General features: G+C 36.3%; 15 protein-coding genes. 2 read left to right on the top strand and 13 right to left on the bottom strand.

The window, feature by feature from the left end; genetic code table 11:
- Positions 1-247: 247 nt before the first annotated feature.
- The 13 genes from TR08_RS02225 to TR08_RS02285 form a co-directional block, all read right to left on the bottom strand.
- Entirely contained in the window at positions 248-2068 is a 1821-nt protein-coding gene (locus TR08_RS02225) for an ABC transporter ATP-binding protein (RefSeq protein WP_045515450.1), read from the bottom strand.
- An 11-nt stretch (positions 2069-2079) separates the two neighbouring features.
- Positions 2080-3834: an ABC transporter ATP-binding protein gene (locus TR08_RS02230; RefSeq protein ID WP_045515451.1), complete on the bottom strand. Its 1755-nt coding sequence runs from the start codon at positions 3832-3834 to the stop codon at positions 2080-2082.
- A 155-nt stretch (positions 3835-3989) separates the two neighbouring features.
- The gene (locus tag TR08_RS02235) at positions 3990-4445 is read right to left on the bottom strand and encodes a TlpA family protein disulfide reductase (RefSeq protein ID WP_045515452.1); all 456 of its coding nucleotides are present in this window, start codon (positions 4443-4445) and stop codon (positions 3990-3992) included.
- 68 nt (positions 4446-4513) lie between these two features.
- Positions 4514-5062 (bottom strand): peroxiredoxin, encoded by a 549-nt coding sequence (locus TR08_RS02240; protein WP_045515453.1) that lies wholly within the window; start codon positions 5060-5062, stop codon positions 4514-4516.
- A gap of 277 nt (positions 5063-5339) precedes the next feature.
- Positions 5340-6458: an N-acetyldiaminopimelate deacetylase gene (locus TR08_RS02245; RefSeq protein WP_045515454.1), complete on the bottom strand. Its 1119-nt coding sequence runs from the start codon at positions 6456-6458 to the stop codon at positions 5340-5342.
- A gap of 65 nt (positions 6459-6523) precedes the next feature.
- On the bottom strand, positions 6524-7234 hold the full coding sequence (gene dapD / locus TR08_RS02250; protein WP_045515455.1) for a 2,3,4,5-tetrahydropyridine-2,6-dicarboxylate N-acetyltransferase: 711 nt from the start codon (positions 7232-7234) through the stop codon (positions 6524-6526).
- A 77-nt stretch (positions 7235-7311) separates the two neighbouring features.
- Positions 7312-8193, bottom strand: a complete 882-nt coding sequence (locus TR08_RS02255; protein ID WP_045515456.1) for a LysR family transcriptional regulator — start codon at positions 8191-8193, stop codon at positions 7312-7314.
- A gap of 111 nt (positions 8194-8304) precedes the next feature.
- Positions 8305-9813 (bottom strand): MDR family MFS transporter, encoded by a 1509-nt coding sequence (locus TR08_RS02260; protein ID WP_045515457.1) that lies wholly within the window; start codon positions 9811-9813, stop codon positions 8305-8307.
- A 51-nt stretch (positions 9814-9864) separates the two neighbouring features.
- Positions 9865-10317, bottom strand: coding sequence for a cyclic-di-AMP-binding protein CbpB (cbpB, locus tag TR08_RS02265; RefSeq protein WP_045515458.1), 453 nt, complete (start codon positions 10315-10317; stop codon positions 9865-9867).
- Positions 10318-10429: 112 nt separating this feature from the next.
- Positions 10430-10666, bottom strand: coding sequence for a YkuJ family protein (locus tag TR08_RS02270; RefSeq protein ID WP_045515459.1), 237 nt, complete (start codon positions 10664-10666; stop codon positions 10430-10432).
- A gap of 196 nt (positions 10667-10862) precedes the next feature.
- On the bottom strand, positions 10863-11366 hold the full coding sequence (locus TR08_RS02275) for a DUF3993 domain-containing protein (protein WP_052427320.1): 504 nt from the start codon (positions 11364-11366) through the stop codon (positions 10863-10865).
- A 152-nt stretch (positions 11367-11518) separates the two neighbouring features.
- Positions 11519-11758 carry a hypothetical protein gene (locus TR08_RS02280; protein WP_045515460.1) on the bottom strand — a complete coding sequence of 80 codons (240 nt, stop codon included), beginning with the start codon at positions 11756-11758 and terminating at the stop codon, positions 11519-11521.
- Positions 11759-11826: 68 nt separating this feature from the next.
- Entirely contained in the window at positions 11827-13038 is a 1212-nt protein-coding gene (locus tag TR08_RS02285) for an EAL domain-containing protein (RefSeq protein WP_045515461.1), read from the bottom strand.
- 157 nt (positions 13039-13195) lie between these two features.
- Here TR08_RS02285 and TR08_RS02290 point away from each other — a divergent pair, with 157 nt between their 5' ends.
- Together TR08_RS02290 and TR08_RS02295 are read left to right on the top strand one after the other, a co-directional pair.
- Positions 13196-13981 (top strand): C39 family peptidase, encoded by a 786-nt coding sequence (locus TR08_RS02290; protein ID WP_045515462.1) that lies wholly within the window; start codon positions 13196-13198, stop codon positions 13979-13981.
- 314 nt (positions 13982-14295) lie between these two features.
- A complete protein-coding gene (locus TR08_RS02295) occupies positions 14296-15174 on the top strand; it encodes a metallophosphoesterase (RefSeq protein WP_045515463.1) in 879 nt (292 codons plus the stop codon).
- The last annotated feature ends 28 nt before the right edge of the window (positions 15175-15202 follow it).

The following is a 15202-nucleotide window of genomic DNA, read 5'->3' on the forward strand; positions in this document are numbered from 1 at the left end:
GATAAAAATTTAGGATGGTTACAAAAAAAATAGGCTCTGTTAAACTTAGTTATTGATTTCCGTTCCAGGCACTTCGCTTTCCGCGGGCGACCGCCGAGCCTCCTCGACACTGCGCGTCTGCGGGGTCTCGCCTGTCTCGCTTCTCCCACAGGAGTCTTCGTGCCTTCCACTGCAATCAACGAGTGGTCAAAAATCAATATTATTCTTTAACAAAGCCAAAAAATAAAAAACAGTCTAAGACTGTTTTTTACCCAGCGTTTAACATATTGAATTGAGCTTTAACCAGCCTGTAATAATAACCGTTTTGCTCCATCAACTGTGAATGGCTGCCTCTTTCTAAGATTTCGCCATGTTCTAAGACAATAATTTGTTCAGCATCCCGAATGGTCGAGAGTCGGTGGGCGATAATAATTGCCGTTCTGTCGTTTAAAAGGGTCTTTAATGCGTGTTGTATTTGCATTTCAGTCTCCGTATCAATGCTCGCGGTTGCTTCATCCAATATTAGGATTCGTGGGTTCGCAAGCAAAGCTCTGGCGAAGGATAGGAGCTGTCGCTCTCCAACTGATAGGATATTCCCCCGCTCTTCAACCTCAGTATGATAACCATTTGGCAGCTTTTCAATAAACTTATGTGCTCCTACTGACTTTGCTGCCTCCATTACTTCTTCATCTGTTGCATCTGGTCTTCCAAAGCGGATATTTTCGATTATGGTACCGGAAAAAATAAATGTATCTTGTAAAACAACACTAATTTGTTGTCGTAAGCTTTTAAGTGAAATATCTTTAATATTATGATGATCAATGATTACCTCGCCTGAGGTTGTGTCATAAAATCGACTGATAAGGTTAGCAATGGTAGACTTTCCTGAACCTGTATGGCCGACAAGAGCCGCAGTTTGACCTGCTTTAATTTCAAAATTTATTGCATTTAGTGCTGTCCTGTTTTCATCATAAGAGAAGGACACATTTTTAAAGATTATTTCTCCTCTGATTTCTCCAATATCGGTCGCCTTTTCACCTTCCGATACAATTGGCTTCTCATCAAGAAATTCAAAAATACGCTCTGATGAAGCCATCCCCATTAATAACTGATTATAAACCTGACCAAGACGAGATATCGGTTCCCAAAACATTCCTAGATAAAAAGCAAAGGAAACAAAAACTCCGATGGTGATGGTTTCATTTTGAATTAAATGAGCACCATACCAAATTAATACTGACGTTCCAACGGCGTTGGTTACTTCCACAAGAGGTCTGAACACCGCATTCTTTTGCGAAGCAACTCTCCAGCTCTCAAAATTCTCATAATTTACTCCTTCAAAAAAAGACATGTTTTCTTTTTCCTGAGTAAACGACTGAGTAACGCGGATTCCCTGAATACTTTCATTTAAATGGGAATTTAGCTTCGACTGCTTCAATCGAACGGTTTGCCATGAACGACGGATATTACGGCGTAAACTTGTAGAAATAAAGAACATGATTGGTAAAATTATCATTACAGCTAACGTAAGCGATGGGCTCAATGAAAATAATACGGCAAATATCCCCATCAACAATAATGTATCCATTAAAGAATTGATAACACCATTTGTAAATAACTCCTGCAGGGAATTAATATCGTTCATTATTCGAACAAGGATTGAGCCTGCGGACCGCTGGTCAAAAAAACGATGAGAAAGGCTCTGTACATGTGTAAATAGGTGCTTTCTAATATCGTATATAACACCTTGCCCTAGTTCATTCATCCAGCGAATACGGAAGATATTGGCTGTGTATGAAATGATGTATAGAAAGCCAATGATGCAGACTAATAAAGTCAATAGTTTTGTATCTTTATTTCCAATTGCTTTATCTAAGGTGTACACCCCAATTAAAATCGGAATAATTAATCGAACGGTTGTTGTGATAATTACCATTAGAATGGAAAGTGGCAGCAGCTTTTTCTGATATGGTTTTAGATAGCCAAACAGTCGTGTCATTTGTGCCCAGTTAAAGGGCATATCTATCACTTGATCAACTGAGTAATGAAATCTTTTTGAGACTTTTTGTCCTTTAATATTCTTGTACATATGTTGCCCCCTTAACGGTTATTTGAGGTAAGGACAGTCTTCTGGTCTTTAAATTGAATATCGTAAATACGATGATAGGGTCCATTGTTATCAATTAATTCTTCATGTTTCCCTCTTTCAACAATCCTTCCATTTTCAAGGACAAGAATTTCATCAGCATGCTTAAGAGAACTGATCCGATGGGCAATAATGAAAGTTGTACGTCCTTGCATAACCTCTTTTAATGCCTTTTGGATATTTACTTCCGTTTCCATGTCGACTGCACTAGTAGCATCATCTAATATTAATATGCTTGGGTCGATACAAATCGCTCGGGCAATAGCAATCCTTTGCTTTTGACCGCCAGATAACCCCATTCCCCTTTCCCCTAGGATCGTTTCATATCCATTAGGCAGCTCCAAAATAAATTCATGCGCCTGAGCTCGTTTGGCAGCATCGATAACTTGTTCCATAGTTGCTTCGGGTCGACCATATGAGATGTTTTCTTTAATAGTTGTAGAAAATAGAAATGACTCCTGGAGCACAAAACCCACATTTTTTCTTAATGTTCCTAAAGAATAGTGGGTTACTGACTTGCCATCGATTAATACCTCTCCACTACTCGGGTCATAGAATTTTGTCATTAATTGTGTAAGACTTGTTTTCCCTGAACCCGTTGAACCGATTAAACCGATTACTTTTCCTGGTATCGCTTTAAAAGAGATATCTTGTAATGCATCTTTAGAATCTTCATCATAACAAAGCCACACATTCTTAAATTCAACGTCTCCTTTTAGGCGTTCATAATTGTTTAAAGCAGGATTTTCGCCGCTGTCACTTTCTGCTTCTAACACTTCTATTAACCTTTCTCCAGATGCCTTTGCTTGGGAAAATTGATTTATGACAAACCCTAGATTCACAATCGGCCAAATGATATACCAAACCAGGCTATAGAACGCCACAAGCTCACCAGGTTTTAGTGAACCATTCATCACAAGGGAACCACCATATGCTAAAAGGAGGATGACACTAATATTCCCCAGTAGCTCCATTAGAGGAAAATACTTAGCCCATATCTTCGAAGTAAATAAATAATTCTCCTTGTAATCTCCATTAGAATCATTAAATCTACTAATCTCAAAGCTTTCTTTAGACAATGACTTTACTGTGTTTATTCCGCTAATACTTTCCTGTACTTTGGTATTCAATTTTCCAAAGGACTCCCTGATTCCTCTAAATGCTGGGTGCACAGCACGATCAAACTTATATACGACCAAAGCTAAAAAAGGAAGTGTAATTAATGTAACAACTGTTAATGGAACCGAATAATAAAACATGACCGCAACGCTAATGACAATCAATATTAGAAATCGAAGTAATTCAGAAAAACCAAATGAAAGAAAAAAGCGAAAACCTTCAACATCTGCTGTTAATCGGGACATTAAATCGCCTGTTTTGGCATTATCATAATATTTAAATGGCAGGTATTGTAGTTTTTCATATAAGGCATTTCTCATTTTATAAACAGAATTAATACCAAATAGGTCGCCTGAATATTGGTTGATATATGTAGCCACACCTTTCACGCTCATTACGAGGATGAATCCGATCGTTAAGTATGGTATCCAATGATATTTACCCTTTAGAACCACCTCGTCAATTGTAACCTGCAAAATCATCGGATAAACAACAGTGATAGCTGTTACTAATAGTAAAAAAGCAATCGAGTAAAAAAAGTATTTTTTATATGGCCAGTAGTAAGGTTTTAACTTTTTAAATGTCTCCACACGCACCGCTCCTCGACAAACTATTTTAAATTTTTAGAATTAACACGTAATATTAAATATAACGGGTTTCGGAATATTTATCTACCTATTTGCTAATTTTTTCAAAATAAAAAAATGCTGCTCTTTGGAGTACGAGCAGCATTTTTTAAATTTACTTATTCTGTTTTTTCTAATTCATCTAAAACGCGGTTGACTCTTTTTTCTAGCATTTTCATTCCGCTTCCTCCGGCTTGGAAATGGCGAAGTTTCCCCTCACGATCGAATACATAATAGGCAGGAACATATTGATTTTCAAATGCCTCTGCTAGTTTATGTTCACTGTCAACAAAAATTGGCTGATTGATTTCATGTTCTGCAGCAACCTGCTTGATTTGCTCAAGGTTCAAGTCCTCCTCAGACCTCGGCATATGAACTGCAATTACATTTAATTTATCTTTATATTGATCACGGAATTGATTAACTTGCGGCATTGCTTCTTTGCAAAGGTAACAGCTGACAGACCAGAAATGAATGAGAGTTGGTTTTTCACCGACTAAATCCTCTTTGGTAACCTCTCCATTTAACCATTCAACCGCACCTGTTAATTCGGGCATTGGTTCGCGTAATTTCATGACGTATCTCCTTTTTAAAAGAGACCTAACACGTAAGTTAGGTCTCTACTTTTTAAGAATTTTAAGAATTAAACATTAAGAGTAGCTTGTCCTGGCTTCCAGTTAGCTGGGCAAAGACCGCCAGTTTGTAATGCTTGAAGCACACGTAATGTTTCATCTACATCACGACCGATATTGTTGTGGTTAACTACAGAATACATTAGTTCACCTTCAGGGCTGATGATGAATAGGCCGCGAAGTGCAACACCTTCTTCTTCAATTAAAACGCCGTAGTCACGAGCAACGACATGGTTAGTATCTGCAGCTAATGGATAGTTTAGATCACCAAGACCGTTGTTTTTGCGGTCTGTATTAATCCAAGCAAGGTGAGTATGAATTGTATCAGTAGAAGCACCGATAACAACTGCATCAAGATCATCGAATTCTTCATAACGATCTGAAACTGCTGTAATTTCAGTTGGACAAACAAAAGTGAAGTCCATTGGATAGAAGAATAAAACAGTCCATTTGTCGTTTTTCATGTTTTCTTCAAGACTTACTTTTCCAAATTCTTTGTTCGGTAATACTGCGTCCATTTCAAATCTAGGCGCTTGCTTAGCTACCATACGTTCTGGCATGTCTAATCCCTCCAAATAATTAATTAAATCGTTGATAGCCCTACGTGCTATCCTTTTCACAATTTTCATTATAGGACAATCCTAATTTCGAGTCAATATTAAATTATAATTAATTTAAATAAATAATAATTATTAATTATAACCGTATTTCCCCTTAATAGGTTTACCCTATTTACATAAAGAATAAACGACGATATGTAACAATCTTTTCTAATTTTCAGTTTAACATTATTATACAAAAGAATAAAATAAAACGCTTTTTAGATTAAATTTTTTATCAATTCCCTTGAAACGTTATATAGCTGGTGAGAATATTGATTGCAACTTCGATTGCCTCTTCCTTTGGATTTAATTTTGCATGGTGCAGACCAAACGGCGAATCCACTCCGAGCCAAAACATCAAACCGGGGATTTCCTTCAACATATATCCGAAATCTTCACCCGTCATCGCTTCTTTGCATTCAATTACATCAATAGTGGTCTCTTTCTTCATAAATTGAATGAAATCTCTAGTTATTTTCTCATCATTGTATACCTGGTGGTACATTGACCCATAATCAATCACTGCTTCACATTCAAAGCTTGTCTCTATCCCTTTTACCACGGCATTGATTCGTTGTTTAACCTTGTCCATTGAATCATCAGAAAGTGTTCGAATCGTCCCTTCAAGTCTTGCTTTTTCGGCAATAATATTTTGTACTGTTCCACCCGTTATTTTGCCAATTGTAATGACTGCACTATCTAATGGATTCACATTCCTGGATATGATGGTTTGCAGCTGACCAACAAGCGAACAGGCAGCAATAACCATATCATTTGTTAAATGTGGATAAGCCGCATGCCCCCCCTTCCCTTTTAGATCAATAAATAGTTCAGAGGTATTTGCAAATAATAACCCTTCTTTTAGCGCAATTGATCCTACAGGGTATTCTGGTGCGATATGTAAGGCGAAAATAATATCCGGCTTCCATTCCTTCATGATGTCAGATTTTAGCATTGGCTCCGCTCCACCTGGTCCCTCTTCTGCAGGTTGAAAAATAAACAAAAGGTCATCCTCAATTGGATTTTCCACATAATGTGTTAATACTCCAAGAGCGATACTCATATGAAAGTCGTGACCACAAGCATGCATTTGTTCCTTGTGGGTTGAAGAGAATTCTAAACCCGTTTCTTCAACGATTGGAAGACCGTCAATATCTGCGCGATAGCCGATTATTTTCCTTGGATGTAAACCGTTAACTTTGACAAAAAGTCCTGTTTTCCATTCTTTAATGGATATTCTCTCTTGTGATAACGTTTCTAAATACGATAATAAATAAGCTTGTGTTTTATATTCTTGAAATCCTAATTCCGGTATTAGATGAAGATCTCGTCGGATTTTAATAAAAGGGTTCATTTTCTTTTCACTCCTTTACTAGAAAGAAAGCGTGGAAATAATCCACGCTTTGCTTTATCTAAACTCTATAGTTGGCGAAGTTCTTGCATAATTTCAGTTTTTGATTTTGTCTTCTCATCGATATCCTTAATTTTTCTTGCCGGAGTTCCAGCTACAACTGTAAACGGAGGAACATCCTTAGTGACCACTGCACCAGCAGCAACTACTGACCCTTGTCCAACTCTAACACCTTCTAAAACCACTGCATTTGCACCAATTAGCACATCATCTTCGATAATGACAGGCTGTGCGGATGGCGGTTCAATAACACCAGCCAAAACTGTGCCGGCACCAATATGACAGTTCTTCCCAACAGTAGCTCTTCCACCAAGAACAACACCCATATCAATCATGGTTTTTTCGCCGATTACTGCTCCAATATTAATAACAGCACCCATCATGATAACAGCATTATCACCAATTTCGACTTGATCACGAATCGTAACTCCAGGTTCGATACGAGCATTAATATTTTTAGTATTTAATAATGGAATGGCTGAATTGCGGCGATCATTTTCAACTACGTAATCTTCAATCTTTGCTTGGTTTGATTCTAAAGCTGGGTTTATATCAGACCACTCACCAAAGACCACACCAGTATTACCATTTATAAAAGTTTTAGAATTGGTGCCAAAATCAATTCCTTCCAAATCTCCTTTTACATAAACCTTTACTGGCGTTGATTTTTTACTATTTTGAATAAATGAGATAATTTCGTTTGCATCCATCATTTTCATATTACTACCTCCAAATATAATTAAAATTTACTTTACCAAACAAAAAGTTGGAAAACAAGAAAAATGAATATCCATTATTAGCTGCTATGACTGCTATGTTCTTTAATAAGGTCAACAAAGGCCTGTACCTGTTTTAGTTGAAAGGAAGACTCATACCCTAATAACCATGTATCACGTTTAAGAGGATTACCATTCTCATCGAGTAACGGAATTTTATAAATTTCTCTTTCAGCCTTATTTAACGTAATGCCCGGTAAGATTGAATAACCTAAACCATTAAAGGTTAATTGCTTACATGTCTCAATTTGATCAACTACAATCGTTCTTTTAGGAGAGGTTTTGAATTGGCGCATCCACCAATCTTGTATTTCTTGATAATAATTAGAATCACTTTTAAATTGGATGAAAGGTCTGTCTGTTTCCAATAACTGTTCAGTTCTTGTAATGTCTCGGTCAACTAAAAAGAGTGGATCGCTGAATAGTTTAATTTTTACCCCTTTCCAATCTGGCATTCCCCGAATGATACCAATATGTACTTGATCATCATATAAACTTTTCAGTATTTCACTGCTCCATCCAGTTATTAGTGAAATTTTTGCTTGCGGATAGGTATCACTATATTTTTTTAAAACAGGTGGAAGCCAATTTTGCCCTACAATTGAAGCGACTGCTATTTTCAACGTTCCTGATACGCCCGATTGAAGGGAATGTATCGTTTCCCGAACCTTTTCTTCTTTAACAAGAACTTCGTTTACAAATTGAATAACATGCTCGCCGGCTGGGGTAAGAGAAAGTCCTTTTTGTGAGCGGATAAATAATTTAGTTCCCCACTCTTTCTCTATGGTTTGCAGACGTTGTGACAGCGCTGGCTGTGATACGAAAAGCCTCTCAGAAGCTTTACGCATATTCATCTCTTGGGCTAAAACAGATAATAAGTGAAATTCAGATATTGAGGACAAAACCATCCACCTTTATACTTTATTAAACATCCACATTACTTATTATATAGAGAAAATTAAAACTTTTCATTACTTAGCCATATTTTTAATCGAAAAATAGCCCTGCATATATTATGCAGAGCCTTGTTTTTGTTTAGGAATAAAAGTTATCAGTATTAAACTTATAATCGCAAAGGTAAGAACAACATAATACACCCAATGTAATGATTGAGTTAGCCCTTCCTGAAGTAGTTCTTTAACTGATACAGGTAAATTGGTCCGTTCATTTTCCTTTAATAATAGGTTCGCTGAATCTACTGTTAGTTTTTCCTCAGTGTTACCAGCATTTGCACTAAGGTAGTTGCCCAGCCTATTATTAAGAATTCCTCCAAGTAAGGCTGCACCAATTGTGTTTCCAAGATTCCTCATAAACATATTAGCAGCGGTTGCAATTCCTCTTTGCTGCCAGCTTACGGTACTTTGAATGGAAACAATAAAAGCAGTTGAGGTTAAACCCATGCCAAAACCAACTACTAAGGAACCTAACGCCGCCCAAAGAGGTCCTGAGGAGACTGACATGGTCACAAATACAACACTGCCGAGGATTAATGCTACACCTCCAATAAGGGAGGTTTTACGGTATCCCATAGAAATTAACATCTTTCCAGAAAGCGTAGACGCAATTGGCCATCCAATAGACATAGCAGTTAATGTAAATCCTGCAACAATTGGTGTTTGTTCCATTACCCCCTGAACAAAAGTAGGAAGAAAACTCGATATTCCTATTAAGATAATTCCAGTAGTTAAAGAAGTAACATTAGCAACGAAAATAGAGCGTTCCTTCCATAGATTAAACGGCATGACAGGTTCTTTTACCCGACCTTCATGATAGACAAAGAGACTAATCGTTACTATAAATAGGACAATAATGCCGAGTACTTGCCAGGAGTCCCAAGACCATCGTCCACCACCCTCCACTAATAAAAACATTAATGAGGAGATAGACACCGTTAATAAGAATGCACCTATGTAATCAATTTCATGTTTTTTCTTTTCAACGTTTTCGTGCAAGAAGATTCCTATACCAATTAAAGAGAGAATCCCCAGTGGGATATTTATCCAAAATACATAATTCCAGCTTACGTACTGAACGAGTAATCCACCTACTGCTGGTCCCGTTACAGCAGAGATTCCCCATACACTTGCTAGGTAACCCTGGACTTGTGCCCTTTCCTCAGCAGAATAAATATCGCCCACAATAGTTGTGGCAATAGGCGTAACAGCTCCTGCCCCAAACCCTTGGATTAACCGGAAAATAATAAGTGATTCCATCGATGTGGCAAAGCCGCAAAGAATGGATCCAATTAAAAAAATAGTGATCCCAAAAAAGAGAATAGGTTTTCTACCGAATAAATCTGATAATTTACCATAAATCAGGACTGTAACCGCATTCATTAATAGATAAGCTGAAAAAACCCAACTGTAGAGAGTGAAGCCGCCTAAATCAGCAACTATTGCCGGCATGGCCGTTGAAACAATCGTTGCCTCAATCGCTCCCATAAACATTGCAAGCATTACTGCTGCTAGTACAAGCGGTCTATTTGTCTGCCCTCTTTTAGCTTTGGAAATCGGAGCACCCATTTTTACACCTCTACTTTTCCAAGAAAATAATACAGCCCCCTTTTGGGAGCCTTATTTATCACTTTTATTCATCTTATTAACAGCTAAATTTAATTGCGTTAACACTGTACTTCTAGGCAATATACCTTCGAAATAACCATCCTCTGTATCTACACAAAGAAAGGGATGGTTTACTAAGAGCCTTAGACAGGTTTTGATGGAAGCCGTAATCTTAACACGAGGAACAGATACATTCATTACTTCTTCCACTCTTTTTTTTTCAAGTTGTTCAAATTCTATTCTTTCAAGTCCTAGAATTGAATCCATTATTATCGGGGTGCTAATCAGCCCATGTAATTTATAATTCGGATCTAATACAGGTATTGCCGTATATCCACTCTTCGTTAAAACTAACAATGCATGTTCAAGATTATTTCCAACCTGGACATGAGCAACACGCTCAGATGGAATCATTAATTTTCGAATATCTATCTCTAAAAATTCTCCACTGTGAAGACTTATCATCGCCGAAAACTCCTCAATGTTTGTTTTACCACATGTATATTCTACCATAGTTTATGGAGAACTGGGTTTTTTAATAAAAAAACGCAAAAAAGAAAGGAACCGTTACCGGTTCCTATTGGATTAAATCAAAAATTTCGATTGTAATCATGTCTACGTTATCAAATTGATAACGCTTTGGCTTTTCCTTTTCATTATATATTTCCAATTCAAATGTTTCTGTTTTTGGATGAAATGTTACCTGACACTTTCTTTCGCCATTCACTTCGAAATAGCGTTGTGCAGGTTCACCTCCATTAGACTGTTCCTGAAGGTTTTTTAACCGGGTTAATATCCCTTGAAGCTGTGACATATGCTCCTTCTCCTTTCAAACACAAGCAAACTTTCTACTGTTATGTTTCTCTTTTAGCATATTTCTATCCTTATGGATTATTATTTCCAGAATATTATCCACTGGTGAATATGCCAATATTAAAAGAATAAAATAACAGACAGCAGATGTCTATGTATAAATGAAAAAAATGGGATATTTTTTTACACAAGCATATTTAGTCCTTTTGAAATGCTTCCTTCAAAATTGAATTTGGAACGTTATTATATAAATATTGATCTATTTTCCAAGCCCCATCAACCTTTTTTAACAATATGCCTTCATAATGGTCATCATAGCCCACCGGTCCTTCGGAAGAAGCTGGAAAATGTTCGATAATGTAAATATCTTCAGGAGTCATGATTACTTTAGTGTCATCTGTATATTGAAAAAAAGGAATATAGTATAAGGCAAAATCGGAACCATATGTAACAAATTTTCCTTCTTCTTCAAAAATATTCTCATCCCAAAACAGTTTTTGATAGTTCTTAGAAAAGTAAGGATTAAATAAATCAATAATTTCTTCTTTTGTTCTTGTTTGTTCACTTAATGAGACCTGAACTTTAAATGCTTCGTTTAAAAACTTAAAAACCTCATCTTTAGTGTTTATATCCACATTTGCATTTGGATACAAAGGCATAATTAATATAAGTGCCAGAAGTATTAGTAATGATTTCTTCATTTCCCTTTCCCCCTTAGTCTTTTGAAAACTTCGCTTTTATTCATTTTAACAATAAACATTCTTCGCAATTGCAAAAATAAATCGTAAAAAATCCGCATAAAAAGACATTTATCCACAATTTTACTTATAAAAAATAGGCCTCCAAGGAGGCCCTATCGTAAAAAGGTGATTGCAACGAAAAGGATGATAAAAAGAACCAAAACGAAAAATATTACATATGACAAAAATATCGGATTGCTTAGATAAACATGTTTTTGTACTGGTTTAGGTATTTTTGTATCAATTTCTCCTTCAACAGCTTTTTGTTGCCTGGCAACAAACAATGTATACACAAGCGAAACCGCAAGAATACCAACAATAACGATAGATAGTGCATTTACAAAAAGGTTCATAAGCGATTTCTCCTTTAATAAAGTTACTACTAAATTTCCACTGTATGAACCATTCTATACTATTTAAGTTATAACAAATGGTCGTTCTCAAATAAGTATTGATAGGTAATATCAATAAACAAATAATCATCCCCATTTATTGGAATAGAAAACGTCCGTATGGTTTCTCCTGTCTCAATATCACAATATAAATCAGAAAGTATCCCCTTACGTTCATTTCTCATTTTGATGATATTTTCTAAAAAATATGGACGCCAGCTCCAATTTTTTTGGATATATTCCTTTTGAGTATACCAACCACTTTCACCCTTAAAAATATTTGAAGATTTTTGAAAACCATCTTCATCACATACATACATCCGAAATGCAATTTCATTCATTTCCTTACTAAGCGAAATAAATAAATCTTCATAATTTGCCTTTTTATTCTTTACTAAGATATCTTGTACCTTATTTTGAAAATACTCAGCAGCTGAATAAATTGCTTCCAGTTTTCTTTTCTCATAGGCTATAAATTCATGAAATTTTCCTTTTAAACGCTCTTTTAGCAATTCCCGCTCAATAAACTGCGGTGCAGGTGGATGTAGATAAAACCCTTGGTAATATCTTCCACCATTTTTCCAAGCAAACTGAAGCTGATAACTCATTTCTATGTTTTCGAAATGTAGTGTAGCCCCAATTTTCCTCGCTAATAATGACAAAGAGAATAAGACATCAGTAAAGCTTGCAGCCGTCGCATTGGATTTTAAAGCCTGTAAATTTATTTTTATGATTTCAGGATTTAACTGCCCGATACGTTCAAAGTAATTTGTATTACTATCAATACTTGCAATAGCAACTTTTATGCCATACGTACGATAGTATTGTAATAAATGATCTAATTGAGCAAAATCACCCTTATAATTACCTTCAGAAATTTCAAGGACTATTCTCTTTAAATTCAATCCTCTTTTTTCAAAAGCCAGAAGTTCTTGTAGAAATGGCTCTCCATGTCGATACATGAGTAAATCGGCATTACGATTCAAATAGATACTGACATCATCTTCTAGATCGAATGCAAGTTCTAGTGCTTTCTGAACTAACAATAGATCAACTTCATATTTATATTCGTCTGGAATTTGGTCATCAAGAAAAAATTGGCCCAAACTAATGATGTTTCCTTCTGATTGATATCTGCCCAATACCTCATATGCTATTACCCGTTGTTCATCGGCACTAAAAATTGGTTGAAAATAAGGAATGACATTTTCAAGATCCGTTAGGATATCCAATGCATCCATTCAAGTACCCTCCAGAAAAAGATTTTCCTCATTATACCATACCCTAATATACAATACGCTTTACTTGCATATCTTGTTCTTTTCCAAAGGATACCATCATAGCAAATCTGAAACAATCAAATGATAATACCAAGTCCATATGATTGGAGGATATCTTTTGAAAAAGCTTTGCTTGATTGTCTCTATTCTTCCTCAATTTGGATTTAATAACTCTGACAATACCGTTTCACAACAACCAGAAAAACAAAACTACACACAAATATATGAACAAGTACCGAGTCCGACAATTCAAAAAACTGGAAATCCCACTACCGTTAACCCGCCAGTAAATCAGCCAGCTAAAAAGGATTCAGTTATGTTGGATATTGTTTTAATTAAGCAAAATCCTGAGCTCAGATATGGTTGCGAAGTGACGAGCCTCGCGATGGTATTAAATCATGCGGGTGTGAAGACAGACAAAATGGATCTGTATCGTTCCATACAAAAAGATCCAGATCCTATCAAAAAGTCCGGTAACGGCGATATTTTAAATTGGGGTAACCCAGCAGATGGTTTTGTCGGGGATATGACAGGAAAACAGGCTGGTTATGCAGTTTTTGATAAACCAATGGAAGCATTGGTACACCAAAAGCTGCCGGGTAGAGCGGTAAATTTAACAAACCAGCCGTTTGAACGTGTTCTTGAACATGTTTCTTCTGGGTATCCCGTTGTGGTTTGGACTACCGGAGATTATCGTTTACCCGATCGCTGGGAGTCATGGTATCATGGTCAGCAAGTTATTAAAACACCGCTAGATTTACATGCCGTTGTTCTTGTAGGTTATGATGACAACTTTGTTTATTTGAATGATCCGCTTTCTGGCAGAAAACAAGTTAAAGTGGAAAAAGAGCAATTTATTGCTTCATGGAAGGCCCTCCAGAGCCGGGCAGTAAGTTATAAATAGAAAAGCAGAAGCGCCTTCAGAACAAGCGTAGCTTGTTCCTGCGAGGATTAATCTAAGGAGCTTTCCCTTAATGCTCAGGGGCTTATGACCCCGAGCCCCTAGGCGCTGGAGCTAGACAAGTAATTGAAAAAGCAGCCAATTTGGCTGCTTTTATGTATTTTTTGTCCAATTTAGAATATGAACTATTATATACCTTTTTTATATAAATTTTTTCCTTTCATATTACTTGCAAAATTGACCAATTTTAAAGAAAATACGAATGACTCTCTTTTTATTAACAGACAAAAAATCGGAGATAGGTTGGTAGAATAAATATGCCAAAAAAAATGAAAAGGAGAACTTTTTTGAAAAGTACATTTGGTACATTTCTCACAGTTCTCGGTCTTGGTTCAGGCGGTTATTTCTATGCCAATCGAATTGAACCATCACTTCTTGAAATTAATAAACTTGAAATCAAGCATTCCTTAATTCCTACTAGTTTCAACGGATTGAAAATTGTCCAATTTAGCGATACTCATTTAGGTTTCCATTATAATGCAAACCAATTAATGAAATTAGTAGAAAAAATTAATCAACTTGAACCTGACTTAATTTTTTTTACAGGGGACTTATTGGACGAGCCAAATAAATATGATGAAATTAATAAAGTAGCTCCAATCTTACAGCAATTAAAGGCAAATATCGGGAAATATTGCATTTATGGAAACCATGACCATGGAGGTTATGGTTCAGAAATTTATAAGAACCTTATGGAATTATCTAACTTCACTGTGCTGCTAAACGAATCTCTCCTTATTAAACAAAAAGATGGCAGTTCTATTTCGCTAATAGGTATTGATGATCGTATGCTGGGAAAACCCAATTTAGGTCAAGCAATGAAACTGGTTCCTGAGGAATCATTTAAACTTCTTTTATCACATGCTCCCGACGTTGCCGATGAGGCAGCAACCTATCGAATACATTGGCAATTAAGCGGGCATAGTCATGGAGGGCAGGTAAAAATACCTTTTGTAGGTGCACTCGTAATACCGCCGTTCGCACAAAATTACCCTGAGGGTTTATATTCTATTGGTGAAAACAATCCTTTGTTGTTATATGTAAATCGAGGAATTGGCACCACCCGCCTCCCTTTTCGCTTCATGGCAAAACCTGAATTAACTGTATTTACCCTGATTTCATCGGAATCTGATTAAAAAATCCTTACCATTGATTGGATAAGGA

Source organism: Neobacillus niacini (assembly GCF_000759675.1).
Lineage (GTDB): Bacteria > Bacillota > Bacilli > Bacillales > Cytobacillaceae > Neobacillus > Neobacillus niacini_A.